Genomic DNA, 24384 nt, shown 5'->3' with positions numbered 1-24384 from the left:
GTCGTGCGCGTGGTCGAGCAGCCCCGCGTCCAGGGCCTCGATGGGGTGGTCTGTGGTCACTTGAGCGCCCTTCCCAGTGCCCGGCGGGCCAGCACGGCTACGGTACGCCGCAGACGGACGGCGGCCGCGCTCGGCCCCTCGGTGACGGCCTCCCAGGCGCCCTCCGCGCCGTAGCCGTCGGGGACGCAGGCGGCGGCGACGTACTCGCCGAAGGCCGCGGTCGCGGCGGGGTCGATCTCCCGCGAGCCGTCCCAGTCGATGCAGCCGGCCACCCAGGCCTCGGCCTCCAGGGGCCGCAGCGGCACCGGGGCGACGGCGCCGACGGCGCAACGCACGGCTCGCCGGGCGGGGTCGAGGACCAGGGCCACCGAGGCGGTGGCGCGGGCCGGGCCGCTGCGGCCGGTGGCCTTGAGGAAGACCTGCGGGGCGTGCAGCAGCGGGACCCGCACCCAGGTGAGCAGCTCGCCGGGGCGCAGCGGGTCGAGGCCGGTGAGCAGGTGGCTGACCGGGACCTCGCGGGTGGCGCCGGCCCGGGCCAGGGTGACGCTGGCCTCCAGCGCGGCGAGCACCGGGAGGGTGTCGCCGGCCGGGGCGGCGGTGGCGATGTTGCCGCCGAGGGTGCCGACGTTGCGCACCTGCGGCGGGCCGGCGGTGCGGGCCGCGTCGGCCAGCGCGGGGATGAGCGCGGCGAAGTCGGGGCGGTCCATCCGGGCGTGGGTGAGCCCGGCGCCCAGCACGGCGGTGCCGCCGTCCTCGTAGCGCCAGCCGCGGAGTTCGGTGATCCGGCCGAGGCCCACCAGGGCGGCCGGGCGCAGCCGTCCGGCGTTGACGGCCTCCATCAGGTCGGTGGCGCCGGCCACCGGCACCGCGGCCGGGTGAGCGGCCAGCGCTTCGACGGCCTCGTCGAGGGAGGCCGGCAGCATGATCGTCCGGTTCACCTGGGTCCCACCGTGCTCCACTTGCTCATCGATCGCCTGCCGCCGCGGCCCTCGGGCCGGTGTCCGCTCCGGCAGCCCGGCCTGGCCCGTAGGGTACGGGCGATCGGGCCGGGTTGGGCAACTCTGGCACACAATGCTCGATGATCATTTCGGGACTGGCGAACGGTGCTGCCCGATTGGGACCGATACCGGGCGGTATCCGACCCGGTCCGTACCGGACCGGGTCGGATGTTCATCTGTTCTTGACGTCCGACGCCCGTTCGGAAGTTCCCGCACGTGACGTCCGTCCGCCCTCCCGGCGCGCCGTCAGACCACCGGCGGCGGCCCCTCGATCGGCCGGCCCTGGACTCCGGGCCAGGTCTGCCACGGGTGCGGGCCGGCGGCCGGGCGGTACTCGACGCCGAGCGCGTCCAGCACCTCCAGGTGTTCCGCCATCCGCCGCTCGAAGCCGGCGAAGTCGCGCGCGGCCGGGTCGGTGGGCAGCGCCGACCAGGCGACCTCGGCGAAGGCCGCGAGCCGCGGGAAGGCCCGGTAGTCGATGTCCCGGGCGCTGTGCATGAACTCGCTCCACAGGTTGGCCTGGGTGCCGATCACCCGGCGGGCCGCGGCCTCGTCGAGCTGGGCCGGCACCGGCTCGAACCGGTAGACGTCCTCCAGGGTGCGCACGAAGCCGACCGGGATCGGCTCGTCCTCGCCCGGCGCCTGCCGGTGGTCGAAGTAGACCTGCTGCTCGGGGCACATCACCACGTCGTGCCCGGCCTCGGCGGCGGCGATCCCGCCGCCGTAGCCGCGCCAGGACGACACGGCGGCACCGGGGGCGAGGCCGCCCTCCAGGATCTCGTCCCAGCCGATCAGCCGCCGGCCGCGCTCGGCCAGCCAGCGGTCGAAGTGCCGGATGATGTGGCTCTGCAGCTCGTCCTCGTTGGACAGGCCCAGCTCGCGGATCCGCGCCTGCGCGGCGGCGCTCTCCTTCCACTGCTCCTTGGGGACCTCGTCGCCGCCCAGGTGGATGAACTCGGACGGGAAGAGCTCCAGGACCTCCTCCAGCACGCCCTCGAAGAAGCGCAGGGTGGCCTCGGACGGGTTGAGCACGTGGTGGCTGACGCCCCAGTCGGTCCACACGCCGAGCGCCGAGGTGTCCACCACGTCGGTGTTGCCCAGCTCGGGGTAGGCGGCCACGACGGCCTGGGTGTGGCCCGGCAGCTCGATCTCGGGCACCACGGTGATGCCCCGCTCGGCCGCGTAGGCGACGATCTCGCGCAGGTCGGCCTGGGTGTAGAAGCCGCCGTGCGGGCGGTCGTCCCGGCGCTGGCCGGCCCGGTAGCCGACCATCGAGCGCTCGCGCCAGGACGCCTTCTCGGTGAGCGCCGGGTAGCGCTTGATCTCCACCCGCCAGCCCTGGTCGTCGGTCAGGTGCAGGTGCAGCACGTTGAGCTTGTGCGCGGACAGCTGGTCCACGAAGCGCAGCACATCGGCCTTGGGCAGGAAGTGTCGGGCGACGTCCAGCAGCGCGCCGCGCCAGCCGAACCGGGGCGCGTCCTCGATGTCCACGCCGGGCAGCACCCACTCCGCGCGCAGCGGGGCGCGCCGGAAGGCGTCCGGACCGAGCAGCCGGCGCAGCGTCTGGGCACCCCAGAGCGCGCCGGCCGGTCCGCCGGCGGTGATCACGGCGTGGCCGGGGCGCACCGAGAGCCGGTACGCCTCGGCGGCCAGCGCGGAGTCGTGGACCAGTTCGACACCCTCGCCGGGCCGCCCGGGGGCGAGCGGCAGGCCGGTGGCGGCGGTCAGCGAGGAGCGCAGCCACCGTTCGGCCCCGGCCAGCTCCGGCGGCGCGGTCAGGGTGGTCGTCCGGTCGAGCGGGAAGTCCTGGTCCGGGAGGCGGACGGAACTCACGGGCGCGGGAATGAGGTCCATTGCGCCATCCTCCCCCCGACCGGACGACTGGCATAGACCACCCGGCAATCGCGGTGCTATGCAAAACGGCGGTGCGGAAAACGGAACGGGCTACCCGCGTGCCGTCGCCGTACCCGCCCCCGCCCTACTTGCCGTTGTCGCCGTCGCCGCCCTGCGGCTTGCCGATGCCGTCGTAGATCTCCTTGCACATCGGGCAGACCGGGTACTTCTTCGGGTCGCGCCCGGGCACCCACACCTTGCCGCAGAGCGCCACCACGGGGGATCCGGAGAGGGCGCTCTCCATGATCTTGTCCTTCTGGACGTAGTGCGCGAAGCGCTCGTGGTCGCCGTCCCCGTGGGACACCTGCGGGACGGGCTCGACCAGGGTGCCGGTGCCGAGGCCGCGCTCGGGCTCAAGAGTGCTCATGGGTGCCAAGTCTATGGGCGCCCCGCGAGACCGGGCCAGTGTCACGCCGCCCTGCACATGTCACAGCCGGGTCCGCCGGGTCCCGGCACCCCTCAGTTGAGGGTCGGATCGTCCGGATAGCTCGCCAGCAGGGCCAGCGGGCCGCGCTGGCGGCGCAGCACCGCCCGCCAGAGCCGCTCCGGCTCCGGGCTGGAGATGTCCCCCGGCTCGCACTCCACCAGGTACCAGGCGCCGCTGGAGATCTCCGCCTCCAGCTGCCCCGGCGCCCAGCCCGCGTACCCGGCGAAGATCCGCAGCGCGCCGAGCTCGCCGGCCAGCACCTCGGGCGGCGCCTCCAGGTCCACCAGGCCGATCGCGCCGTGCACCCGCCGCCAGCCGAGCGGCTCCCCGGTGCCCGGCTCCCCCGGTGCCACCGCCAGGCCGAGCGCCGAGTCCAGGGCCACCGGCCCACCCTGGAACACCACCGCCGGGCGGCCGACCAGCACGCCCCAGCCGTCCAGCACGCTGCCGACCTCCACCGGGGTCGGCCGGTTCAGCACCACGCCGAGCGCCCCCTCGGCGTCGTGGTCGAGGAGGAGCACCACCGCCCGGGCGAAGTTCGGATCGGTGAGCACGGGCGTCGCGACGAGCAGACGGCCGGTGTGGGACCGGCCTCCGTGCGAATGGGCCGCCGTCATGCCCACATGATCCCGCAGAACCCCCGGCGGCGGACACCCGACGACCGGCGGTGCCACGAACACCCGTACGGCCGTACCGGCGCGCGCCGCGGGGCCCGGGGAGAGCACCATCACGGGAGAGGCTCACGGGAACCGTCCGGACGACCACTACCATCTACTGATGGTGGACGCCCGTCCACGGTGCCGATTCGGTCACGCCGGGGGCCCGACGCGCCCGTGCAACCGTTCCACCGCATGGCTCGTCGCCGAGCCCCACCCACTCCTCTGGCACCCCGGATTGCGAGAACGATGACCGACGACGTCCTGCTGGTCCACGGCGGAAACCCGCTGGAAGGCGAGATCCGCGTCCGCGGTGCGAAGAACCTGGTCCCCAAGGCCATGGTCGCCGCCCTGCTCGGCCAGGGTCCCAGCAGACTGCGCAACGTCCCGGACATCCGCGACGTCAAGGTGGTCCGCGGGCTGCTCCAGCTGCACGGCGTGACCGTGCGCACCGGCGACGAGGACGGCGAGCTGATCCTCGACCCCTCGCACGTGGAGAGCGCCAACGTCGCCGACATCGACGCGCACGCCGGCTCCTCGCGCATCCCGATCCTGTTCTGCGGCCCGCTGCTGCACCGCCTCGGCCACGCCTTCATCCCGGGCCTGGGCGGCTGCGACATCGGCGGCCGCCCGGTCGACTTCCACTTCGAGGTGCTCCGCCAGTTCGGCGCCACCATCGAGAAGCACCCGCAGGGCACCTACCTGGTCGCCCAGCAGCGCCTGCGCGGCACCAAGATCGAGCTGCCCTACCCCTCGGTCGGCGCGACCGAGCAGGTGCTGCTCACCGCGGTGCTCGCCGAGGGCGTCACCGAGCTGCGCAACGCGGCCATCGAGCCGGAGATCGTCGACCTCATCTGCGTGCTGCAGAAGATGGGCGCGATCATCACCCTGGGCACCGACCGCACCATCCTGATCACCGGTGTCGACGAGCTGAACGGCTACAACCACCGCGCGCTGCCGGACCGCCTGGAGTCCGCCTCCTGGGCCTGCGCGGCGCTGGCCACCAAGGGCGACATCTACGTCCGCGGCGCCCGCCAGCTGGAGATGATGACCTTCCTCAACACCTTCCGGAAGGTCGGCGGTGCCTTCGAGGTGGACGACGAGGGCATCCGGTTCTGGCACCCGGGCGGCGAGCTCAAGGCGATCGCCCTGGAGACCGACGTGCACCCCGGCTTCCAGACCGACTGGCAGCAGCCGCTGGTGGTCGCGCTGACCCAGGCGACCGGCCTGTCCATCGTGCACGAGACGGTGTACGAGTCGCGGCTGGGCTTCACCGGCGCGCTGAACCAGATGGGCGCGCACATCCAGCTCTACCGCGAGTGCCTGGGCGCCACCCCTTGCCGCTTCGGCGCCCGCAACTTCCTGCACTCCGCGGTGGTCTCCGGCCCGTCCAAGCTGATCGGCTCCGAGCTGGTCATCCCGGACCTGCGCGGCGGGTTCTCGTACCTGATCGCGGCGCTGGCGGCCGAGGGCACCTCGACCGTGCACGGCATCGACCTGATCAACCGCGGCTACGAGAACTTCATGGAGAAGCTGCGCGACCTCGGCGCCCACGTCGAGCTGCCGAGCGAGCACGCCGGCGAGGAGCTGGTCGACGCCTGACCGGCGCCCCCCGCCACGGCGAGAGGCCGGGCCCCCTTCGCGGGGACCCGGCCTCTCGGGCGTTCAAGGGGTGGTTCAGGCGCCCTTGGCGGCTTCCTTCAGCTTGGAGCCGGCGCTGACCTTGGCGCTGTAGCCCTCGGGGATCTGGATCGGCTCGCCGGTCTGCGGGTTGCGGGCGGTGCGAGCGGCACGGTGGGTGCGCTCGAAGGTCAGGAAACCGGGGATGGTGACCTTCTCGTCGCCCTTGGCGACGACCTCGCCGACGATCTCGGCGAAGGCGGCCAGAACGGCGTCGGCGTCCTTGCGGGTCACCTCGGCGCGCTCGGACAGCGCGGCCACCAGCTCACTGCGGTTCATGTGTACTCCTGTGGTCTGTTCGCTTGCGGTGTACGGGGGCCCATCGGTGCTCCCACCGGGGAGCACCCGGATGGGCCGCAGGTCCGCACACTGTGCTCATGCAGGCAATGCGTGGTCGCGAGCCGGGTCCGCACCCAGTGCCGCGCGCCGCGCCTTCGAAGGCCCGCCTGCCTGCCCGGATACGAATCCTGCCCCGACCGGCCCCGAGAATGCCAATCGGGCCCCGGCGGCACGACCCGAACAACGCCCGCCCGCCGGAGGTGTGACGCTCCGTCGGCTCCGGCGGACCGGGCGCGGGCGGCGGTCAAGGAAGACACGCCGGAAGACCAGGGGGACGTTCCGTACTTGTCGGACACGCCTGCCCCGTGCAGGGCTACCGTACGCCCTAGGTCCGACAAGCCCAAACACGCCCCTCGCCCTTGTGTCGCAAGGGTTCGGGGCGGGAAGGGGCGGGTACGACCGCCAATCGGACATTTGACCGATCCCCGACACATCGTGACCGGTCGCCGCGGAGACTCCTGCCGGGCTTCCCCCCTTCGGGGCCGCCGGGCGCTCCGACCCGCTGCCGACACTCCTCGCTCCGGCGCACGTACCTCGCTGGTCGCTCGTCGCTCCGGCAGCGGCGCGCCCTTCGGCCCGGCGCGGGGACCTGGCGTCAGAGCTTCACAGCGGGGAAGGAGGCGGTGTCGAGCGTGCCGACGATGCCCGGGGTCGGACGGGACGGCGCGGGGGCCTCCGAGGCGGCGGCCAGGGCGGCCTCCCGGACGGCGGCGGCGACGGTCTTGGCGACGTCCTTGTGGAACACGCTGGGGATGATGTAGTTCGGGTTGCGCTCGTCGTCGCCGACGGTGGCCGCCAGGGCCCGCGCGGCGGCGATCATCATCTCGGTGTTGACGGTGCGGCTCTGGGCGTCCAGCAGGCCGCGGAAGACGCCCGGGAAGACCAGCACGTTGTTGATCTGGTTCGGGAAGTCGCTGCGGCCGGTGGCGACCACCGCGGCGGTCTGCCGGGCCACCGCCGGGTCGACCTCCGGGTCCGGGTTGGCCAGCGCGAAGACGATGGCGTCCTCGGCCATGGTGGCCAGGTCCTCGCCGTCCAGCACGTTCGGGGCGGAGACGCCGATGAAGACGTCGGCGCCGGCCACGGCCTCCTTGAGGCTGCCGGTGCGGCCCGAGCGGTTGGTGTGCTGGGCGATCCAGCGCAGGCTGTCGTTGAGGTCGTCGCGGCCCTCGTGGACCACGCCCTTCACGTCCGCCACGGTGGCGTGCTCGACGCCGGCCGCCATCAGCAGCTTGAGGATCGCGGTGCCGGCGGCGCCGGCGCCCGACATCACCACCCGGATGTCGGCGATCTCCTTGCCGACCACCTTGAGCGCGTTCATCAGCGCCGCCAGCACCACGATCGCGGTGCCGTGCTGGTCGTCGTGGAAGACCGGGATGTCCAGGGCCTCGCGCAGCCGGGCCTCGATCTCGAAGCAGCGCGGCGCGGAGATGTCCTCCAGGTTGATGCCGGCGAAGCCCGGGGCGATCGCCTTGACGATGGCCACGATCTCGTCGGTGTCCTGGGTGTCCAGGCAGATCGGCCAGGCGTCGATCCCGGCGAAGCGCTTGAACAGGGCCGCCTTGCCCTCCATGACCGGCAGCGCGGCGGCCGGGCCGATGTTGCCCAGGCCCAGCACGGCGGAGCCGTCGGTGACCACCGCGACGCTGTTGCGCTTGATGGTGAGGCGGCGGGCGTCCTCGGGGTTCTCGGCGATCGCCATGCAGACCCGGGCGACACCCGGGGTGTAGATCATCGAGAGGTCGTCACGGTTGCGGATCGGCAGCTTCGAGGACATCTCGATCTTGCCGCCGAGGTGCATCAGGAAGGTGCGGTCCGAGACCTTGCCGATGGAGACGCCGTCGATCGCCCGGAGCTTCTCGACGATCTCCTCGCCGTGCGTCACCGAGGAGGCGGCCACCGTGACGTCGATCCGCAGCGCCTCCAGGCCGGAGGCGGTCACGTCGAGGCCGGTCACCGAGCCGCCGGAGGACTCCACCGCCGTGGTGATCGCGCTGACGGCGTTGCCTCTGGCCGGCACCTCCAGCCGCACCGTGATCGAGTTCGAGACACTGGGCACCGTCGCCATCGACGTTCCTTCTTCCGTCCGTCCGTCCGCGAGGTCAACAGTTTGTCGAGGTCCCTCGCTTGCGCATGCTAGACATCGATGGTCGCACCTACCGGGGCGAAGCCAGAAATAACGTTAATAGAGTGTGCGGACCCGACAACTTCTTGCCTCCGCCGCCCGATGCGTTACATTGGACGGGACACCGGCTCGATCCAAGCCCCCGGGCCCAACCTTCGTCCCTTCGAGGGACCACTTGCCGCGAGGCGAGCATGGCGGGTCGGTGTCGTAGCTTCTGAAGGCCCCTCACCCGCCGGGTGGGGGGCCTTCGCCGTGGTCGCGGACCGTGACGGCGTACGGCCGGCCCTGGGCGGGGCCGGCCGTACGGACCGTCAGCCGCGCAGCAGCGCGGGGACGCCGGCCGCGTCCGGCAGGTCGTCCGGACCGGACAGCACGGTCAGCCGCTGGGTCGCCCGGGTCAGCGCCACGTAGAGCACCCGCAGGCCCGCCTCCGACTCGCCGGCGATCCCGGTCGGGTCGGCCACCACGGTCGCGTCGTACTCCAGGCCCTTGGCCTCCAGGCTGCCCAGCGCCACCACGCGCTCGCCCAGCCCCTCGGCCCAGCCCGCCGCCTCGGCCCGCCGGTCCATCGGCACCACCACGGCCACCGTGCCGTCCACCTCGCCCAGCAGCCGCTCCAGCTCGGCCCGGGCGGCCGCGCCGAAGGCCTCCGCCGACGGGTCGGTGACGGCCGCGAAGCGCGGCTCGACGCCCACCCGCCGCACCGCGCTCGGCGACGGCGTGCCCGGCGCGGCCAGCGCCAGCACCTTGGCCGCCACCTCGGCGATCTCGGCGGGGTTGCGGTAGTTCACGGTCAGCGTGAAGCGGCGGCGCGGCTTGCCGGACAGCACCTCGTCCAGCGCGGCCTGGGCCTCCTGGGGGAACGGCCAGGAGGACTGCGCCGGGTCGCCGACGATGGTCCAGGTGGCCATCCGGGACCGGCGGCCGATCATCCGCCACTGCATCGGGGTGAGGTCCTGCGCCTCGTCGACGATCACGTGCGCGTACTCGACCCGCTCGACGGGCACCCGCTCACGCTGCCGGGCGGACCGGTCGGCGAAGGTGGTGACCTCCTCCAGGCCGCTCAGCAGGTCCACCGCGTCCACCTCGCGGACCTTCGGGCGGGCCGGCTCGCCGAGCAGCACCTGCAGCTCGTCCACCAGCGCCACGTCGTGCGCCGACAGCGCGCCCTCGCCGCGCTCCGACAGCCGCCGCCAGGACGCGGCCAGCAGCTTCGCCTCCTCCGGGGTGACCGCGCGGCGGGCGATCCGGTTGATGTGCCGGGCCTGCTTCAGCGTGCCGAGCACCCGGCGCGGGGTGACCGCGGGCCACCAGGCGTCCAGGAAGTCCAGGAACGGCGCCTCGTCCGAGACGTACTCGTCGAAGGACTCCTTCTCCTCCTGGCGCTGCTCGCGGGCGTAGTGGTCGGCGGGCCGGGGCAGGTGGCGGGTGGCCTGCTGCCAGAGCGCGTCCAGCAGCAGCCGGCGGGCGCGCGGGCGCAGCAGGTTGAGCGGGGTGCCGCCGGAGCCGATGACGTTGCCGCGCACCGCCTTGAGCCGGTTCGCGTCCAGCTTCAGCACCTCGCCGCGGGCGACCGCCTTCAGTTCCTGCGGCGCGCCCAGCTCCAGCGCCGCCCGGGCGGCCCGGCGCAGCAGCTGGACCATCCGGGCCGAGCCCTTGATCCGGGCCGTCTCCGGGGTGTCGTAGGTGCCGGCCTCGATGCCGTCGACCAGCGAGCCGACCGCGCGGATGGCGACCTGGCCCTCCTCCCCGAGCGAGGGCAGCACGCCCTCGGTGTAGGAGACCAGCAGCGGGGTCGGCGAGACCACCAGGATGCCCCCGGCGTACCGGCGGCGGTCCTGGTAGAGCAGGAAGGCCGCCCGGTGCAGCGCGACGGCGGTCTTGCCGGTGCCGGGGCCGCCGGTGACCAGGGTGGCGCCGGCCGCGGCGGCGCGGATCACCTCGTCCTGCTCCTTCTGGATGGAGGAGACGATGTCGCGCATCGAGTGGCTGCGGGCGCGGCCGAGCGAGGCCATCAGCGCGCCGTCGCCGACCACCGCCAGCTCCTCGCCGTCCAGGGTGGGGGTGAGGTCGGGGCGCAGCAGGTCGTCCTCGACGCCGATCACCCGGCGGCCCTTGGAGCGGATCACCCGGCGCCGGATGACCCGGCCGGGCTCCAGCGGGGTGGAGCGGTAGAACGGCGCGGCGGCCGGCGCCCGCCAGTCGATCACCAGCGGGCCGTACTCCGCGTCCAGCACCCCGAGCCGGCCGATGTGCAGGGTCTCGGCGACGGCCGGGTCGGCCGGATCGAGCGGGGTGTTGGAGGGGATGCCGTGCTCCTCCGGGGCGTCGGGCCGCTGGAGGTCGATGCGGCCGAACAGGAAGTCCTCGAACTCGTTGTTGAGCCGCTGGAGGTGGGCGCCGGCCCGGTACACCTGGGCGTCGCGCTCGGCGAGCGCGCCGGGGGTGCCGACGTGCACGCGCTTGGCGGCGTCCTCCAGGATGTACTCGGCCTCGGCGAGCTTCTCCTCCAGCCGGTGGTAGACCGTGTCGAGGTGGCGCTGCTCACCGGCGATCTCGCGCTCGCGCACGGTCTCGTGGTCGGCGGCGGTGGTGTCCGTGGTGCTGGTGTCCGTGTTGCTCTGCATGGCCTCGGTGGTTGCGGCGGAATCCGGCTCCGGGAAACGAGCGGACGGACGATCCTACGCCCCGGCCGAGGGAAACGTGAAGGCCGCCCTCCGCAACGCGGTGGACGGCCTTCACTGTGAACATGGGGTGGTGGAGATGCCGGGAATCGAACCCGGGTCCAGTGGAGTCAATCGAGGGCTTCTCCGAGCGCAGTCCGCTGTGCTTTTCTCGGCCCTGGCGGTCACACGGACAAGCCGCCAACAGGCCCAGCTGCTGTTTGATTTCCCATCCGCCCTCGCAGCCCGGGCGGACGGTTGAGTTCCCTAGATTATGCCAGGGTCCGGGTCGGGAACCCCCCGGTCTGACACCCAAGCGCTATCGGTGCTTATTAGGCAGCGAGAGCGAACTGCTGGGAATCGCGCTTAGAGTTGGCGATTATTTTTTTGCGACACGTGGTTAACGAGATCATTGCCGCGTTCCTCGGCTCGCTTCCCCTGTTTCAACATCCCCTGTCGAAACCGATCATCCCCATGTTTTGTTGAGAAACAGCGCGGACGGAGGACCGTCCGTGGTGCTGGGCCCCATGGTACGCGAGGCGACCAGCGAGGGTCCAGCCGATTAACGCTGGCGTCGCCGGGCGGCCGCCACCGCGCGCGCGGTCTCGCGGGTGTCCTGCTTCTCCCGCAGGGTCTGCCGCTTGTCGTACAGCTTCTTGCCGACGGCGAGCGCCAGTTCGAGCTTCACCCGGCCGTCCTTGAAGTACAGCGAGAGCGGGACGAGGGTGTGGCCGGCGTCGCGGACCTTCGTCTCGATCTTGCGGATCTCCAGCTTGTGCAGCAGCAGCTTGCGCTTGCGCCGGGCCGCGTGGTTGGTCCACGTCCCCTGGGTGTACTCGGGGATGAAGACGTTGTCGATCCACGCCTCGTGGTTCTGGATGTAGGCGTAGCCGTCGACCAGGTTGGCCCGCCCCTCGCGCAGTGACTTCACCTCCGTGCCGGTGAGCACGAGACCGCACTCGTAGGTGTCGAGGATGGTGTACTCGTGTCGCGCCTTCTTGTTCTGCGCGATCAGCTTGTGTCCGGTTTCCTTTGCCATAGCGCGGTCATTCTCGCACCTCCGACCGGTGCGGAGCAGCCCCTTTACGCGCGGCTGCCGAGACCGCCCAGCACCCGCAGGGCGAGCGCGGCGGCGTCCTCGGAGGCGCCGGCCGGGACGTCCGGGGCCAGTCCGGTGCCCTCCGGGGAGCGGCCGGCCGGGGTGTAGTAGCGGCCGACGGTCAGCTCCAGCACCGCGCCGTCGGCGAGCCGGCTGGGCTGCTGGACGGTGCCCTTGCCGAAGGTGCGCCCGCCCACCACCACGGCCCGGCCGCGGTCCTGCAGGGCTCCGGTGAGCAGTTCGGCGGCGCTCATCGTGCCGCCGTCGACCAGCACCACCAGCGGGGTGCGCTGGTCGCCGCCGGGCGGGGCGGTCAGCTCCCGGGTGCCGCCGCGGTCCTGGTACGAGCCGACCGGGCCGCCGTCCAGGAAGACCCCGGCGGTGCCGGCGGCCTCGTCGACCAGCCCGCCGGAGTTGCCGCGCAGATCGAGCACCACGCCGGCCCGCGCGTCGCGCGCGGCGGCGCGCACCTGCTCGGCCACGCCGGAGGTGAAGGCCCGCACCGCGATCCGCACCACGCCGCCCGCCAGGTGCTCCACGGTCACCTGCTGGCTGTCCAGCAGCGCCCGGCGCAGCCGGACCTCGCGCTCCTCGCCCTCGTCGCGCCGCACCGCCAGGACCACCTCCGAGCCGGGCTGCCGCTCGGCGCCCTCGCGCCCGCGCAGCCGGGCGACCACCTCGGTGACCGGCAGCCGGTCCGCCTGGTCGTCGCCGATCCGCAGCAGCCGGTCGCCGGCCGCGATCCCGGCCGCGGCGGCCGGGCCGGCGGGGCGCACCTGGGAGACGGTGGTGACGCCGTCCTCGCCGCGGCCCACGGAGAGCCCCACGCCGAGGTAGCGGCCGTCCAGTCCCTGGCTGAACTCCGCGTACTCCTGGGCGCTGTAGTACGCGCCCCAGCGGTCGCCGGTGGCGCCGATCAGGTGCTCGGCCTGCTGCTCGGAGAGGTCGGCGCCGGCCGGGTCCTGGCCCGCGCCGATGGTCGCGGCGGCGGCCGCGGCGGTGTCGACCGACGGCGGGCGCGGCGTCGTACCGGGCTCGCCCCAGGCGCCGGTGGCGGCTCCCGCCAGCAGGACCACGCCGAACACCAGGCTGAGGGTGGCCACCTGACGCGCCGCGCGGGGAGTGACTGGCATGGACCGGAGTCTAGGGCGTGTCCGGGACGCCGCGGCCCGCACCGGTCGGCGGCGGAACGCCGACGGCCCCGGACGGCGCAGTGCCGTCCGGGGCCGTCGGGGCCACCCGGGCCTAGACCTTGAGGTACTTGCGGAGGGTGAAGAAGGCCGCGATGCCGGCCATGCCCATACCCACCACGACCAGCAGCGGAATGACCGCCAGCACCGAGGACAGACCGATGAAGTGGATGAACTGGACCCGCTCGGCGAGCCAGTTCTGGACGAAGAAGTGGCCGCCGAGCAGCAGGCCGGAGGCCATCACCGCGCCGAGCAGCGCGGAGAACGCGGCCTCCGCGATGAACGGCATCTGCACGTAGAAGTTCGAGGCGCCGACCAGGCGCATGATGCCGGTCTCGCGCCGCCTGCTGTACGCCGACACCCGGACGGTGTTGACGATCAGCAGCAGGGCGACGAAGAGCATCAGCACCATGATGACGAAGGCCGCCGTCTGGAGGCCGTTCAGCAGGCCGAAGAGGTTCTCCAGGATCTTCCGCTGGTCCTCGACCGACTTGACGCCGGGCTTGCCGGCGAAGGCGCTCTGGATGACGTCGTACTTGGTCGGGTCCTTGAGCTTGACCCGCCAGGACTGCGGGATGGCCTCCGGGCCGAGGACGGAGATGAGCGGGTTGTCCGGGTTCATCTCCTTCCAGTGCTTGTACGCCTCGGCGGAGTTCTCGAAGGTCGAGGACTGGACCACCGAGTCCATCTTGTCCAGCTGGGTCTTGATGTCGGCGATCTGCTGGTCGGTGGCCGCGCCCTTGTCGCACTGGGGCGAGTTGCGGGCGTCGGCCTTGGTGCAGAAGTAGATGCTCACCTCGACCTTGTCGTACCAGTACCCCTTCATCGAGTTGACCTGGTCGCGGACCAGGAGGGAGGCACCGGCGAGGGCGAGGGAGAGCGCGACGCTGACGACGACCGCGATGGTCATCGTCAGGTTGCGGCGGAGACCCACACCGATCTCCGACAGGACGAACTGGGCGCGCATGCGTTCAACAACTCCAGGGTCGGTACTGCTGGTCGGGCGAGGCGGGCGGGCGGCCCACGGGGTCAGCGCCGAGTGGTCAGTGCTGGTATCCGTAGACGCCGCGGGCCTGGTCGCGGACCAGTAGCCCCTTGTCGAGTTCGATGACGCGCTTGCGCATCTGGTCGACGATGGCCTGGTCGTGGGTGGCCATCAGCACGGTGGTGCCGGTGCGGTTGATCCGGTCGAGCAGCTTCATGATGCCGACCGAGTTCTGCGGGTCGAGGTTACCGGTGGGCTCGTCCGCGATCAGCAGCATCGGGCGGTTGACGAACGCCCGGGCGATCGCCACGCGCTGCTGCTCACCGCCGGACAGCTCGCCCGGCATGCGGTCCTCCTTGCCGCCGAGGCCGACCAGGTCGAGCACCTCGGGCACCACCTTGTTGATGGCGCTCTTCGGCTTGCCGATGACCTCCAGCGCGAACGCGACGTTCTGCGCGACCGTCTTGTTGGGCAGCAGGCGGAAGTCCTGGAAGACGGTGCCCAGCTGGCGGCGCATGTGCGGCACCTTCCAGTTGGACAGCTTGCCCAGGTCCTTGCCCAGGACGTGGACCTCGCCGCTGCTGGGGCGCTCCTCGCGCAGGCACAGGCGCAGGAAGGTGGACTTGCCCGAGCCGGACGAGCCGACCAGGAAGACGAACTCACCCTTCTCGATCTCCAGCGAGACGTTGTCCAGGGCGGGACGGTTCTGCTTGGGATAGGTCTTGGAGACGTTGTCGAATCTGATCACGGCTGCATCACGGAGGCCATCCTAGGCGGCGCCAGTCCTGGGTCGGTCCGCCCCTCGGCCTGCCCGGCCCGGAGCGGGCGAGGGGAGCGGAACGACCGCTCCCGGCTTGGGACCATACGCGAACGGGCGCCCGGCCCGCAGGTTCGGAGCGGGACAGCCGACCAAAGCTGGGGGAGAATGCCCCGGTATGCCCCGAAAATTGGGAGCCATCTCACAGCCCGGGGGCCGGAACGCCCGGAACCTGGCACAGTGGAGGGTGCGGTCGGGCACGACCGCTCCGCCGCACAGGGCACGAGAAGGAACCAAGGCCCGGTCCGGTGCGTTTGCAGTAGCAGCGAGGAGGAGATCGCATGACCTGCGACCATCTGGTGTGCGCCCACTGCAACGGCCGCGTCAGCGAGGGCCGCTGCCCCGCGTGCCGTGCCACCCGGGCCCGGCTGCAGGAGCAGCAGGGTCCGTTCGCCGCGCTCTCCCCCGCGATGCTGCTGGCCGTGCTGGCCGGACTGCTCGCGGTGGCGCTGATCGCGCGGCAGGCGCTGGCCTGAGAGACGTACGAGCGAAGGCCCCCGACCGGGGTGAACCGGTCGGGGGCCTTCGCTCGTTCCGCTGTGCAAGGGGCGCGGTGCGGACCGTGCCGCTCACCGTGCGTTACTGCGCGGCGGTCTCGCGCTGCTTGCGCCAGCGGATGCCGGCCTCGATGAAGCCGTCGATGTCGCCGTCCAGCACGCCCTGCGGGTTGCCGACCTCGAACTCGGTGCGGACGTCCTTGACCATCTGGTACGGGTGCAGCACGTAGGAGCGCATCTGGTTGCCCCAGGAGCTGCCGCTGTCCTTGAGCGCGTCCATCGCGGCCTTCTCCTCCTGGCGGCGCCGCTCGAGCAGCTTGGCCTGGAGGACGTTCATCGCGGACGCCTTGTTCTGGATCTGCGAGCGCTCGTTCTGGCAGGACACCACGATGCCGGTCGGGATGTGCGTGATGCGCACCGCCGAGTCGGTGGTGTTGACGCCCTGGCCGCCGGGGCCGGAGGCGCGGTAGACGTCCACGCGCAGCTCCGACTCGTCGATGTCGACGTGGTCGGACTGCTCGACGACCGGGAGCACCTCGACACCGGCGAAGGAGGTCTGCCGGCGGCCCTGGTTGTCGAACGGGGAGATGCGGACCAGGCGGTGGGTGCCCTGCTCGACCGAGAGGGTGCCGTAGGCGTACGGGGCCTTGACGGTGAAGGTCGCGGACTTGATGCCGGCCTCCTCCGCGTACGAGGTGTCGTAGACCTCGGTCGGGTACCCGTGCCGCTCGGCCCAGCGCAGGTACATGCGCATCAGCTGCTCGGCGAAGTCGGCGGCGTCCACGCCACCGGCCTCGGCGCGGATGTTGATCAGCGCCTCGCGGGCGTCGTACTCGCCCGACAGGAGGGTGCGGACCTCCAGCTCCTCGACCGCCTTGGCGACGGCCACCAGCTCGGTCTCGGCCTCGGCGCGGGTGTCCGCGTCGTCCTCGGCCTCGGCCAGCTCGAACAGGACGCCCAGGTCGTCGATGCGGCCGCGGAGGCCCTCGACCCTGCGCAGTTCGCCCTGGAGGAAGGAGAGCCTGCTGGTCACCTTCTGCGCGTTCGCCAGGTCGTCCCACAGGTCGGGGGCGGCTGCCTCCTCCTCCAGGCGCGCGATGTCGGCCCGGATCTTGTCCAGGTCGAGGACGGCCTCGATCGACCCCATGGTCGTTTCGAGGTTCTTGAGCTCTTCGGAAGGATCGACGGCTGCCACGCCCCCCAGGGTAATGGTTCCCGGGGTGCTCATGACGACCCCGGGTGCGTCCGCGGCCCCGCGGGCCTCCTCCGAGCCCTCGCCGGCCCGCGGAACGGGCCCGCTACGGGGCCCGCGGCGCCGTGGAGGCGGTGGCCGGGCGCGGTCCGGCTCCGGCGTCCGGGGCGGTGGCGGCGAAGGCGGTCCAGGCCGCGGCGGCGCCGGCCAGCAGCAGCACCACCGCGAGCAGCACGGCCAGCACCCGGCGGCGGCGCAGCAGCGCCTGGCGGTCCCGGCGGTGGGCCGCGCCCGGGGCGGTGCGCTGGGCCCGCGACTCGGCCGCGTAGGAGGCCAGCTCGTGCGCGGAGGGGCGGCGCAGGCTGGTGTGGGTGTCCCGGGTGGAGTCCGGGGCGACGCCGGGCACCAGCGGGACGGCCGGGCCGCGGCGGCGCTTGTGGGTGCCGGGGGCGGCGTCCACCTCGGCGTAGACCGCCTCGCCCGGGGTCAGCTGCTCCTCGACCGGCGCCCGGCCCTGCTGCGGGACGGCCAGCACCGGCAGTCCGGCCAGGGCCGGCAGCTGCTCGCGCAGCCGGGCGGCCAGCTCGGCGGCGCGCAGCCGGGAGGCCGGGGCCTTGGCCAGGCACTCGGCGATGATCCGCCACAGGCCGTCGGGCAGGCCGGGGATCGGCGGCACCTGCTCGGTGACGTGCCGGCGCAGCACCGCGCCGGTGTGGCCGCCGCCGAACGGGGTGAAGCCGGCCAGCAGCTCGTACAGCACGGTGGCGAGGGCGTAGATGTCGACGGCGGCGCGCGGCTCCAGGCCCTCGATGATCTCGGGGGCGAGGTAGTCGGGGGTGCCGATGATCCGGGTGGCGCGGGTGCGGCGCGGGGCGTCGACCAGCCGGGCCACCCCGAAGTCGGTGAGCTTGGCGCGCGGGGCGCCGCCGGGACCGGGGGCCGCGGCGAGGTCGAGCAGGACGTTCTCCGGCTTGACGTCCCGGTGCACGATGCCGGCCGCGTGGGCGGCGGCCAGGCCGTCGGCGACGTCGGCGATCACCGAGGCGGCGAGCTGCGGGGGCAGCGCGCCGTCGCGCTCCAGCCGGGAGCGCAGGTCGGTGCCCTGGACCAGCTCCATCACCAGGGCGAGGTCACTGCCGTCGACGACCATGTCGCGCACGCCGACCACCCGGGGGTGGTCGAGGCTGGTCAGCGCGGCGCGTTCCTGGACGAAGCGCCCGACCAGCACCTGGTCGGCGGCCAGGTCCTCGCGCAGCAGCTTGACCGCGACCGGACCGTCCGGGCCCTCGCCCAGCCAGACCGTCCCGGCCGAGCCCCGGCCGATCACCTGGTGGACGGTGTAGCGGCTGCCGATCTTGCGTGCCAATGCTGCTCCGTGGGCGGCGGGAGCGCTCCGGGAGGGTCCGGAGCGCTCGGTGGGGCGGGACAACAGCGACCAACCTACGCGCCCGGACACCCTCCGCGGGCCGCCTGAGGGCGTCCGGCGGGTCCTGAGCGGCGGGAAATCTCAGAAATTGTCGACAAAGCGTCAATCCTGTCGTGCGGCACGGGCGGATGCCACCGGCCGGCCGCTCCGTGGGACCACGCCGGCCGGTGGCGTCCCCCGCTCCTCCGGTCGGCCGCGTCAGTTCTTCGCGCTGCCGAAGACGTCCGCCACCCAGTCCTTCGCGCTGGTGAACCAGTCCTGGACGTCGGCCCAGTACTCCGGCAGCGGGGTGAAGTTCCACAGCGCCACCACGGCCAGCGCCAGGACCAGCAGCACCATGAGGCAGCCCTTGAGGCAGCCCAGGCCCGGGATGTACATCCGGTTGCGGCTGCGCGGGCGCGGTTCGCGGCGCGGCGCCTCCCGGGGCGCCTCGCGGGGCGGCTCGGCGCGGCGCTGCGGGGGCTCGCGGTGCTTCGGCGCGGGCGGTTCGGCCCGGCGCGGCGGGGCGGCCGGGGCGGGGTGCTGCGGGGCGGGCGCCTGCTGCTGCCCGCGCTGCGGGCGGCCGTACGGCGGGGCCGGCTGCGGGGGCTGGTTGTAGCCGCCGGGCGGCTGCGGGCGGCCGCCACCCGGTCCGGCCTGACCGCCGTGGCCGCCCTGGCCGGCCTGGTAGGGCGGCGGGGCGACCGGCGGGCGCTGGGCGTAGCCGGGCGGCGGCTGCTGCCGGTAGCCGCCCGGGGGCTGCTGGCCCGGCTGCTGGTAGCCCTGCGGGGCCCCCTGCGGCGGGCGGGCGGCGCCCGGTCCGCCCTGGCCGCCGTGGCCGGCCTGGTAGGGCGGCGGGGCGACCGGCGGGGCGTCGAAGTCCTCGGGTCCGAAGTAGGCGATCTCGGTCTGCTGGTTGCGGTCCCGGGCCGCCCGCAGCTGGGTCTGCCAGGGGTGCGGGGTCTCGGCCTGCGGCGGGCCGGGCGGGGGCGGCGGCACGGCGGCGGGCGGCATCACCCGGGTCGCGGCCGCCGGGTCGAACGGGGGCGGCTGGGTGCCCATCACCCGGGTCGCGGCCGCCGGGTCGTACCCCTGGCCCGGCTGGCCCGGCTGACCGGGCTGCTGGCCGGCCGGGAGCACCTGGGTGCGGTCCTCGGCGCCGAACGGCGCGTCCGCCGGCAGCCCGCCCGGCACGCCCACCGGGGCGCCCGGTACGGCGGCCGGCCGCAGGTCCGGCAGGAGCAGCGCGCCGACGGCGAGCGCCGCGTCCACCGCCGCCGGGGAGGCGTGCACGCCCACCCCGGCCGCGACCACCCGCAGGGCGTCCGCCAGCGACACCGCGCTCGGCCGCTGCGCCGGGTCCTTGCGCAGGCAGCGCTCGATCACCGTCCAGAGCGGCTCCGGCATGGTCGACGGCCGCTGCGGCTCCTGGGCGAGGTGCGCCTGCAGGATCGCCAGCGGGTTGTCCCCCTGGAACGGCTGGCGGCCGGTGACCAGCTCGTACAGCATGATCCCGGCGCCGTAGACGTCCACCGCGGAGGTCTGCGGCCGGCCCTCGGCGGACTCCGGCGCGACGTACGCGGGGGTGCCGACGAACTCGTGGCTGCGGGTGATCCCCGGGGAGTCGGCGAGCCGGGCGATGCCGAAGTCGGTCAGCATCGGGTGCATCTGCTCGGTGGCGTCGACGACGGCGGTGGCGAGCAGCACGTTGGCCGGCTTGAGGTCGCGGTGCACGATGCCGTCGGCGTGGCTGGCGGCCAGCGCGTCGGCGACCTGGGCCATCAGCAGGGCGCCGGCGATCGGGCTGAAGGGGCCCTGCTCGCGCAGGTAGCGGGACAGGTCCGGGCCGTCGACGAGGTCCATCACCAGGGCCAGCAGCTCGCCCTCGACGACCAGGTCGCGGACCTTGACGATGTTCGGGTGGGTCAGCCGCAGCAGCACCGAGCGCTCCCGCAGGAAGCGCATCACGACGTCCGGGTCGGCGGCGAGCTCCTCGCGCAGGATCTTGATCGCCACCAGCTGCCCGGGCGCGCTGCCGGGCACCTCGACGTCGGCGCGGACCCGGCCGCGCCAGACGGTGCCGGTCGCCCCTCGCCCGAGGGTCTCCTCCAGCAGATACTTGCTGCCGACTGGCCGCACTCGCACTCCTCGTCGTGCCGCCCGCGCGGGGCGCTCCTCCGCCGGTGCGGTGAGCCTGCCGGGCCCGTGTTTCCGGCCACTCTAACGGGGTCGGTTGACGTTTTTGAGGCGACCGGCAGGGGCGTTCGCCCGGGTTGGGGGACATCCCCTACGGGAAGACCCGGAGCGTCCGCGGACGGTTCCACGGGCGTCGCGGGGTCTGCCCTTCCGGGCGCCGGTTGACCTGATTCCCCGTCGCCTCCACCATGGCGATGATCGCAAGATCGTCAAATCCGGTACGGTGCGCGGACTGTCCGTGACGGATGGCAGGATGACACTCGCCACTCTTGTGGCCCAAGCGGTGTCGCGGCCACCCCCGCTCACCCCGCAGCGGCCCGAGGCAGCGGCACAAGGCGTCACATCAGCAGAAGGGACCGCGGGCGAGATGCAGATCCGGCTGACCGTCCTCCGACCGCGCAGCGGCCCGGCAGCCGCCGGCTCCGCCATCCCCTATGTGGACGTGCTGGTCACCGCGCCCGTCGGCACCGCGCTCGGCTCCCTCGCGGGTGCCCTCGCGGGGGCCGTCGGCGTGCGCGGACCACGGGCCGCGACCCATGTGCACCTCTACGCCGGGGCGCACCGGGTGGACGAGCACACGCTGCTCGGCCACCCCCCGCTGCTCGACGGCGCGGTCCTCTCCCTCAACGAGCCGGACCCGACCGCCGACGACCCGGACGACACCCCGGCCGCCGCCGAGCTGCGGGTCGTCGGCGGCCCCGACGCCGGCGGGGTGCACCGCCTGCACGGCCGGGAGATCCGGGTCGGGCGCTCCGGCGAGGCCGATGTCCCGGTCGACGACCCCGATGTCTCCCGGTTCCACCTCGCCCTGCACCTCGCCGACGACGGCACGGTGACCGTCCGCGACCTCGGCTCCACCAACGGCACCACCGTCGACGGCCGGATCGTCCCGCCCGGCCCGCCCGAGGAGGCCGTCCCGCTCGACGGCACCGGCCTGCTGCGGATCGGCGAGACCACCCTGCGGATCGCCGCGCCGGATCCCCGGGACGGCTCCGGGGCACCCGTGCGCGCCGCGCTGCCCGACGGCCACGGCCACCTCCAGCTCGCCGCCCCGGCCCCGGTCCGCCCCGCGCCGCCCGCCGCCGAACCGCCGGCCGCCCCGGAGCCGCCCGCGCGGAGCGGCCGCGGCCTGTTCTCGCTGCGGCTCGGCCGCTCCGCCGCCGAACCGGCCGAGGAGAGCGCCGAGCGCCACCACGCCGCCGTCCGCATCCGGCAGGCCGCCGCCCAGCGCGAACGCTGGCCCGACCTCGCCACCCTGCTGCTCAACGCGCTCGGCCCCGGCCCCCGGCTCTGGGAGCGCGGCCCCGGCCACCCCGACGCGCTCACCCTGCGGCTCGGCACCGCCGACCGGCCCGGCGGCCCCGGCACCTCCCCCGGCACCGTGCTGCCCGCCGTCCCGGTCACCGTCGACCTGCAGACCGCCGGCAGCCTCGGCCTCAGCGGCCCGCGCGAGCGGCTCGACGCGCTCACCCGCGCCGTCGTCGCCCAGCTCGCCGCCCTGCACCCGCCGACCGGGCTCAGCCTGGTCGTGGTCGACGCCGACCCGGCCCGCACCCCGCAGGACCGCGCCGACACCTGGGCCTGGGCCCTGTGGCTGCCGCACCTGCGCCCCACCGACGGCCAGGACTGCCGGCTGCTGCTCGGCCTCGACGACGAGCAGGCCACCGCCCGGCTCACCGAACTCACCACCCGGCTCAGCGGCCCGGTCGGGCTCGGCGGCCACCCCGCCACCGTCGTGGTGGTCGACGGCCGCCCGGGCACCGAGTCCGCCCGGCTGGCGCTCGACCTGCTGCTGCGCCAGGGCCCGGCCGTCGGCATCTTCCCGGTCTGCCTCGCCGAGCAGCCCGAACTGCTGCCGCGCGGCCTCGGCGCCACCGCGCTGATCACCGGCGAGGTCGGCACCCAGCTCTCGATCGACCGCCCGGGCCCGGTCGCCCGCGGCCGGGAGACCCTGCACGAGGTCTCGCTGGACGCCGTCTCGGACGCCTGGGCCGAGCGGCTCGCCCGCGTCCTCGCCCCGCTGCGCGAGGCCACCCCCGCCAACCGCGGACCGCTGCCGGACGCGCTGCGCCTGCTCGACCTGCTCCAGCTGGACACCGTCACCCCGGCCAAGCTCTCCGCCCGCTGGGCCGCGCACGCCGGCGGCATCGGCGCCGCCACCGCCCTGCTCGGCACCACCCGCGACGAGCTGTGCGTCCTCGACCTCGCCGACCCCGAACTCGCCCTCCCCTCCCCCGACCCCGGCGGCCCCCACCTGCTGATCGGCGGCGCCCGCGGCTCCGGCAAGACCGAGCTGCTGCGCACCCTGGTCGCCTCGCTGGCCGTCTCCGAGCGGCCCGAACGCCTCGCCGTCACCATCGTCGAGGGGCGGGCCACCGAGGACGGCCTCGCCGGGTGCAGCGAGCTGCCGCACGTCACCGGCCGGGTCAACGCCGCCGCCGACCCGCGGGCCGCGCTGCTCGCCGCCGAGGCGCTGGAGGACGAGCTGGCGCTGCGCGAGCGGCTCTTCGACGGCCTGGACTTCGCCTCCTGGCACGCCGCCCGGATCCTCGACGGGGAGCCGGTGCCGGTCCCCGTCACCGTCGGCGCCCCCGCCGCTCCCCGGGTCATCCACCCGCGCAGCCCCGACTCCCCCGCCGCCCCGGTGCCCGCCCCCTCCGCCGGGCCGTGCCCGCCGCGCCTCGTCGTCGTGGTCGACGACTACGACGCCCTGCTCTCCCCCACCTCCCCGGTCGGCCGCCCGCTCGTCCGCGCCCTCGCCGCCGTCGCCCGCCGCGGCGGCCCGCTCGGCGTCCACCTCGCCGTCACCACCGGGCGCCCCGACGAGACCACCGGCACCGAGGTCGACGACGCCGCCCTGCTGCGGATCGCCCTGCGCACCGACGACCCGGCCGACTCCGACCTCCTCATCCACCTCGGCGACGCCGCCGCCCTCCCCGAGTCCACCCCCGGCCGCGGCTACCTCCGCCTCCCCGACGGCGGCGTCACCGCCTTCCAGGCCGCCCGCATCAGCGGCCGCATCCCCCGCACCGCCACCCTGCGCCCCACCGTCGTCGCCATCGACCCCCACACCCTCGGCGCCCCACCCGCCCGCCGCCCCGTCCGCGAACTCGGCAACGGCCCCACCGACCTCGCCCTCCTCGCCAGCGCCCTGCAACGCGCCGCGGCGCGCTGAGGCGTCGGGGGAGGGAAGAAGAGAGGTGACCGACCCTCCGCCCCCGCCGAGACCCCGGCGGGGGCGGAGGTCGTCACGGGCCGGCGCCGAACGGGGCCGGGACCAACGCTGAGAGAGACCAGCAGAGCGCGATCCGGCCCGAACCGCGGCCGCGCCTCGGGCTCGCCGAGGCGCAGGTGCTCGCACCAATCGTCGGCCAGTGGCTCGAACGTGGCAGCACCGCCGCGGAGTTGGCCCATGCCCTGCTCCCCGGCCTGCCCGCACCCCCGCACTCGCCCGTCGCGATCCTCCGCGACCCCGGCCTCGCGCCCGGACCGGCCGCCCGCGCGGCCCTCCGAGGGCAGCGCGGCCTCGCCACGGCACCCGGCTGTTGACAACGGCCCCGGGGTCCCCCGAACCCCGGGGCCGCGCCTACCCCGCTACCTGCCGGTCAGCAGGGCACCACGGCGTCGAGAGTGACCGGCGTGGACCCCCAGCCGGGCTTGGTGACGCTGAAGCTGCCGTGCACGGTGGAACCGCAGGCCACGGTCCCGCCGACGCCACGCACGGGGGTCTGGGTGAGGTTGAACCGCGTCCACTTGTTGACCGTGCCGAGCGAGGCGCCGCCCACGACCTCGCCGGAGAGCACGGTCACGAGATCCTCGGGCTGCGGGTACGGGCCGCCCGGGCTCGGCGGGCCGGCCAGGTAGATCCAGCCCACCAGCTGCACATCACTGCCGGTCACCTCGGCACAGAGCCAGGTCGCCAGCCCGGCCTGCAGCTTGGTCGAGCTGCAGATCTCCGTGGTGGCGGTCGTGTTCGTCGCACCGGCCGGGGCGGCGCTCGCCTGGGTCGGCGCCGCCAGCATCGCCACCGCACCGGCGGCACCGGCCAGCGTCAGGGCGAGTCGGTTCGTTCGCATCGTCTCTACTCCTCCTCCAAGAAATGCCACACATGACATTTCACCTATGGCATGGCAGCAACTCTGGCATGCGTCTCGAAGGCTCCGCAGGCGATCGCCCCGGGGATCGATCATCGGACCGGAAAACAGTCTTCGATGGCGTGATC

General features: G+C 74.0%; 19 protein-coding genes and 1 other RNA gene. 4 read left to right on the top strand and 16 right to left on the bottom strand.

Annotated elements, in window-relative coordinates; all coding sequences use genetic code 11:
* Window positions 1-56: 56 nt before the first annotated feature.
* From ABTX81_RS14930 to ABTX81_RS14915, 4 genes are all read right to left on the bottom strand, one after another.
* Complete coding sequence (locus ABTX81_RS14930) at window positions 57-923, bottom strand: FAD binding domain-containing protein (protein ID WP_350545037.1); 867 nt, start codon at window positions 921-923, stop codon at window positions 57-59.
* A gap of 321 nt (window positions 924-1244) precedes the next feature.
* Entirely contained in the window at window positions 1245-2852 is a 1608-nt protein-coding gene (locus ABTX81_RS14925; protein WP_350544692.1) for a beta-N-acetylhexosaminidase, read from the bottom strand.
* A gap of 124 nt (window positions 2853-2976) precedes the next feature.
* Window positions 2977-3258, bottom strand: coding sequence for a DUF3039 domain-containing protein (locus tag ABTX81_RS14920; protein WP_350544690.1), 282 nt, complete (start codon window positions 3256-3258; stop codon window positions 2977-2979).
* A gap of 92 nt (window positions 3259-3350) precedes the next feature.
* On the bottom strand, window positions 3351-3935 hold the full coding sequence (locus ABTX81_RS14915; RefSeq protein WP_350544688.1) for a YqgE/AlgH family protein: 585 nt from the start codon (window positions 3933-3935) through the stop codon (window positions 3351-3353).
* Between the two features lie 288 nt (window positions 3936-4223).
* Between ABTX81_RS14915 and murA the strand changes: the two genes are divergently transcribed.
* Complete coding sequence (murA, locus tag ABTX81_RS14910; RefSeq protein ID WP_350544686.1) at window positions 4224-5576, top strand: UDP-N-acetylglucosamine 1-carboxyvinyltransferase; 1353 nt, start codon at window positions 4224-4226, stop codon at window positions 5574-5576.
* Between the two features lie 75 nt (window positions 5577-5651).
* Here murA and ABTX81_RS14905 read toward each other — a convergent pair whose 3' ends face one another.
* From ABTX81_RS14905 to ftsE, 8 genes are all read right to left on the bottom strand, one after another.
* Entirely contained in the window at window positions 5652-5933 is a 282-nt protein-coding gene (locus tag ABTX81_RS14905; protein WP_030308200.1) for an HU family DNA-binding protein, read from the bottom strand.
* Window positions 5934-6588: 655 nt separating this feature from the next.
* The gene (locus tag ABTX81_RS14900; RefSeq protein ID WP_350544685.1) at window positions 6589-8061 is read right to left on the bottom strand and encodes an NAD-dependent malic enzyme; all 1473 of its coding nucleotides are present in this window, start codon (window positions 8059-8061) and stop codon (window positions 6589-6591) included.
* A 368-nt stretch (window positions 8062-8429) separates the two neighbouring features.
* Window positions 8430-10745 carry a HelD family protein gene (locus ABTX81_RS14895; RefSeq protein WP_350544684.1) on the bottom strand — a complete coding sequence of 772 codons (2316 nt, stop codon included), beginning with the start codon at window positions 10743-10745 and terminating at the stop codon, window positions 8430-8432.
* 128 nt (window positions 10746-10873) lie between these two features.
* Window positions 10874-11255, bottom strand: a transfer-messenger RNA (tmRNA) gene (gene ssrA, locus ABTX81_RS14890).
* 88 nt (window positions 11256-11343) lie between these two features.
* Window positions 11344-11820: an SsrA-binding protein SmpB gene (gene smpB / locus ABTX81_RS14885; protein ID WP_350544683.1), complete on the bottom strand. Its 477-nt coding sequence runs from the start codon at window positions 11818-11820 to the stop codon at window positions 11344-11346.
* 44 nt (window positions 11821-11864) lie between these two features.
* A complete protein-coding gene (locus ABTX81_RS14880; RefSeq protein ID WP_350544681.1) occupies window positions 11865-13013 on the bottom strand; it encodes a S41 family peptidase in 1149 nt (382 codons plus the stop codon).
* Between the two features lie 112 nt (window positions 13014-13125).
* Entirely contained in the window at window positions 13126-14037 is a 912-nt protein-coding gene (ftsX, locus tag ABTX81_RS14875; RefSeq protein ID WP_344325131.1) for a permease-like cell division protein FtsX, read from the bottom strand.
* A 76-nt stretch (window positions 14038-14113) separates the two neighbouring features.
* Complete coding sequence (gene ftsE, locus ABTX81_RS14870) at window positions 14114-14803, bottom strand: cell division ATP-binding protein FtsE (protein ID WP_350544679.1); 690 nt, start codon at window positions 14801-14803, stop codon at window positions 14114-14116.
* Between the two features lie 350 nt (window positions 14804-15153).
* On the opposite strand from ftsE, the gene ABTX81_RS14865 reads away from it, so the two are divergent.
* Window positions 15154-15348 carry a hypothetical protein gene (locus tag ABTX81_RS14865; RefSeq protein ID WP_344325125.1) on the top strand — a complete coding sequence of 65 codons (195 nt, stop codon included), beginning with the start codon at window positions 15154-15156 and terminating at the stop codon, window positions 15346-15348.
* A gap of 103 nt (window positions 15349-15451) precedes the next feature.
* Here the strand turns inward: ABTX81_RS14865 and prfB are convergent, their stop codons facing one another.
* The 3 genes from prfB to ABTX81_RS14850 form a co-directional block, all read right to left on the bottom strand.
* The gene (gene prfB, locus ABTX81_RS14860) at window positions 15452-16564 is read right to left on the bottom strand and encodes a peptide chain release factor 2 (RefSeq protein WP_350544676.1); all 1113 of its coding nucleotides are present in this window, start codon (window positions 16562-16564) and stop codon (window positions 15452-15454) included.
* 103 nt (window positions 16565-16667) lie between these two features.
* Window positions 16668-17927, bottom strand: a complete 1260-nt coding sequence (locus ABTX81_RS14855) for a serine/threonine-protein kinase (protein WP_350544674.1) — start codon at window positions 17925-17927, stop codon at window positions 16668-16670.
* A gap of 258 nt (window positions 17928-18185) precedes the next feature.
* Complete coding sequence (locus ABTX81_RS14850) at window positions 18186-20105, bottom strand: serine/threonine-protein kinase (RefSeq protein ID WP_350544671.1); 1920 nt, start codon at window positions 20103-20105, stop codon at window positions 18186-18188.
* Between the two features lie 424 nt (window positions 20106-20529).
* Between ABTX81_RS14850 and ABTX81_RS14845 the strand changes: the two genes are divergently transcribed.
* Window positions 20530-23337, top strand: a complete 2808-nt coding sequence (locus ABTX81_RS14845; protein ID WP_350544668.1) for an FtsK/SpoIIIE domain-containing protein — start codon at window positions 20530-20532, stop codon at window positions 23335-23337.
* 176 nt (window positions 23338-23513) lie between these two features.
* Complete coding sequence (locus ABTX81_RS14840; RefSeq protein WP_350544666.1) at window positions 23514-23711, top strand: hypothetical protein; 198 nt, start codon at window positions 23514-23516, stop codon at window positions 23709-23711.
* A 56-nt stretch (window positions 23712-23767) separates the two neighbouring features.
* Here ABTX81_RS14840 and ABTX81_RS14835 read toward each other — a convergent pair whose 3' ends face one another.
* Window positions 23768-24238 (bottom strand): hypothetical protein, encoded by a 471-nt coding sequence (locus tag ABTX81_RS14835; RefSeq protein ID WP_350544664.1) that lies wholly within the window; start codon window positions 24236-24238, stop codon window positions 23768-23770.
* Between the last annotated feature and the right edge of the window lie 146 nt (window positions 24239-24384).

Origin of the sequence: Kitasatospora sp. NPDC097605, assembly GCF_040302725.1 — a bacterium.
Lineage (GTDB): Bacteria > Actinomycetota > Actinomycetes > Streptomycetales > Streptomycetaceae > Kitasatospora.
Note: the sequence above shows the minus strand (reverse complement) of the source record. Positions and strands in the feature narration are given on the sequence as shown.

Excerpts from the sequence above, each read along its gene's own strand:
- ABTX81_RS14930 (WP_350545037.1), bottom strand. The coding sequence starts at position 923 with ATGCTGCCGGCCTCCCTCGACGAGGCCGTCGAAGCGCTGGCCGCTCAC.
- ABTX81_RS14925 (WP_350544692.1), bottom strand. The coding sequence starts at position 2,852 with ATGGACCTCATTCCCGCGCCCGTGAGTTCCGTCCGCCTCCCGGACCAG.
- ABTX81_RS14920 (WP_350544690.1), bottom strand. The coding sequence starts at position 3,258 with ATGAGCACTCTTGAGCCCGAGCGCGGCCTCGGCACCGGCACCCTGGTC.
- ABTX81_RS14915 (WP_350544688.1), bottom strand. The coding sequence starts at position 3,935 with ATGACGGCGGCCCATTCGCACGGAGGCCGGTCCCACACCGGCCGTCTG.
- murA (WP_350544686.1), top strand. The coding sequence starts at position 4,224 with ATGACCGACGACGTCCTGCTGGTCCACGGCGGAAACCCGCTGGAAGGC.
- ABTX81_RS14905 (WP_030308200.1), bottom strand. The coding sequence starts at position 5,933 with ATGAACCGCAGTGAGCTGGTGGCCGCGCTGTCCGAGCGCGCCGAGGTG.
- ABTX81_RS14900 (WP_350544685.1), bottom strand. The coding sequence starts at position 8,061 with ATGGCGACGGTGCCCAGTGTCTCGAACTCGATCACGGTGCGGCTGGAG.
- ABTX81_RS14895 (WP_350544684.1), bottom strand. The coding sequence starts at position 10,745 with ATGCAGAGCAACACGGACACCAGCACCACGGACACCACCGCCGCCGAC.
- smpB (WP_350544683.1), bottom strand. The coding sequence starts at position 11,820 with ATGGCAAAGGAAACCGGACACAAGCTGATCGCGCAGAACAAGAAGGCG.
- ABTX81_RS14880 (WP_350544681.1), bottom strand. The coding sequence starts at position 13,013 with ATGCCAGTCACTCCCCGCGCGGCGCGTCAGGTGGCCACCCTCAGCCTG.
- ftsX (WP_344325131.1), bottom strand. The coding sequence starts at position 14,037 with ATGCGCGCCCAGTTCGTCCTGTCGGAGATCGGTGTGGGTCTCCGCCGC.
- ABTX81_RS14865 (WP_344325125.1), top strand. The coding sequence starts at position 15,154 with ATGACCTGCGACCATCTGGTGTGCGCCCACTGCAACGGCCGCGTCAGC.
- ABTX81_RS14845 (WP_350544668.1), top strand. The coding sequence starts at position 20,530 with ATGCAGATCCGGCTGACCGTCCTCCGACCGCGCAGCGGCCCGGCAGCC.
- ABTX81_RS14835 (WP_350544664.1), bottom strand. The coding sequence starts at position 24,238 with ATGCGAACGAACCGACTCGCCCTGACGCTGGCCGGTGCCGCCGGTGCG.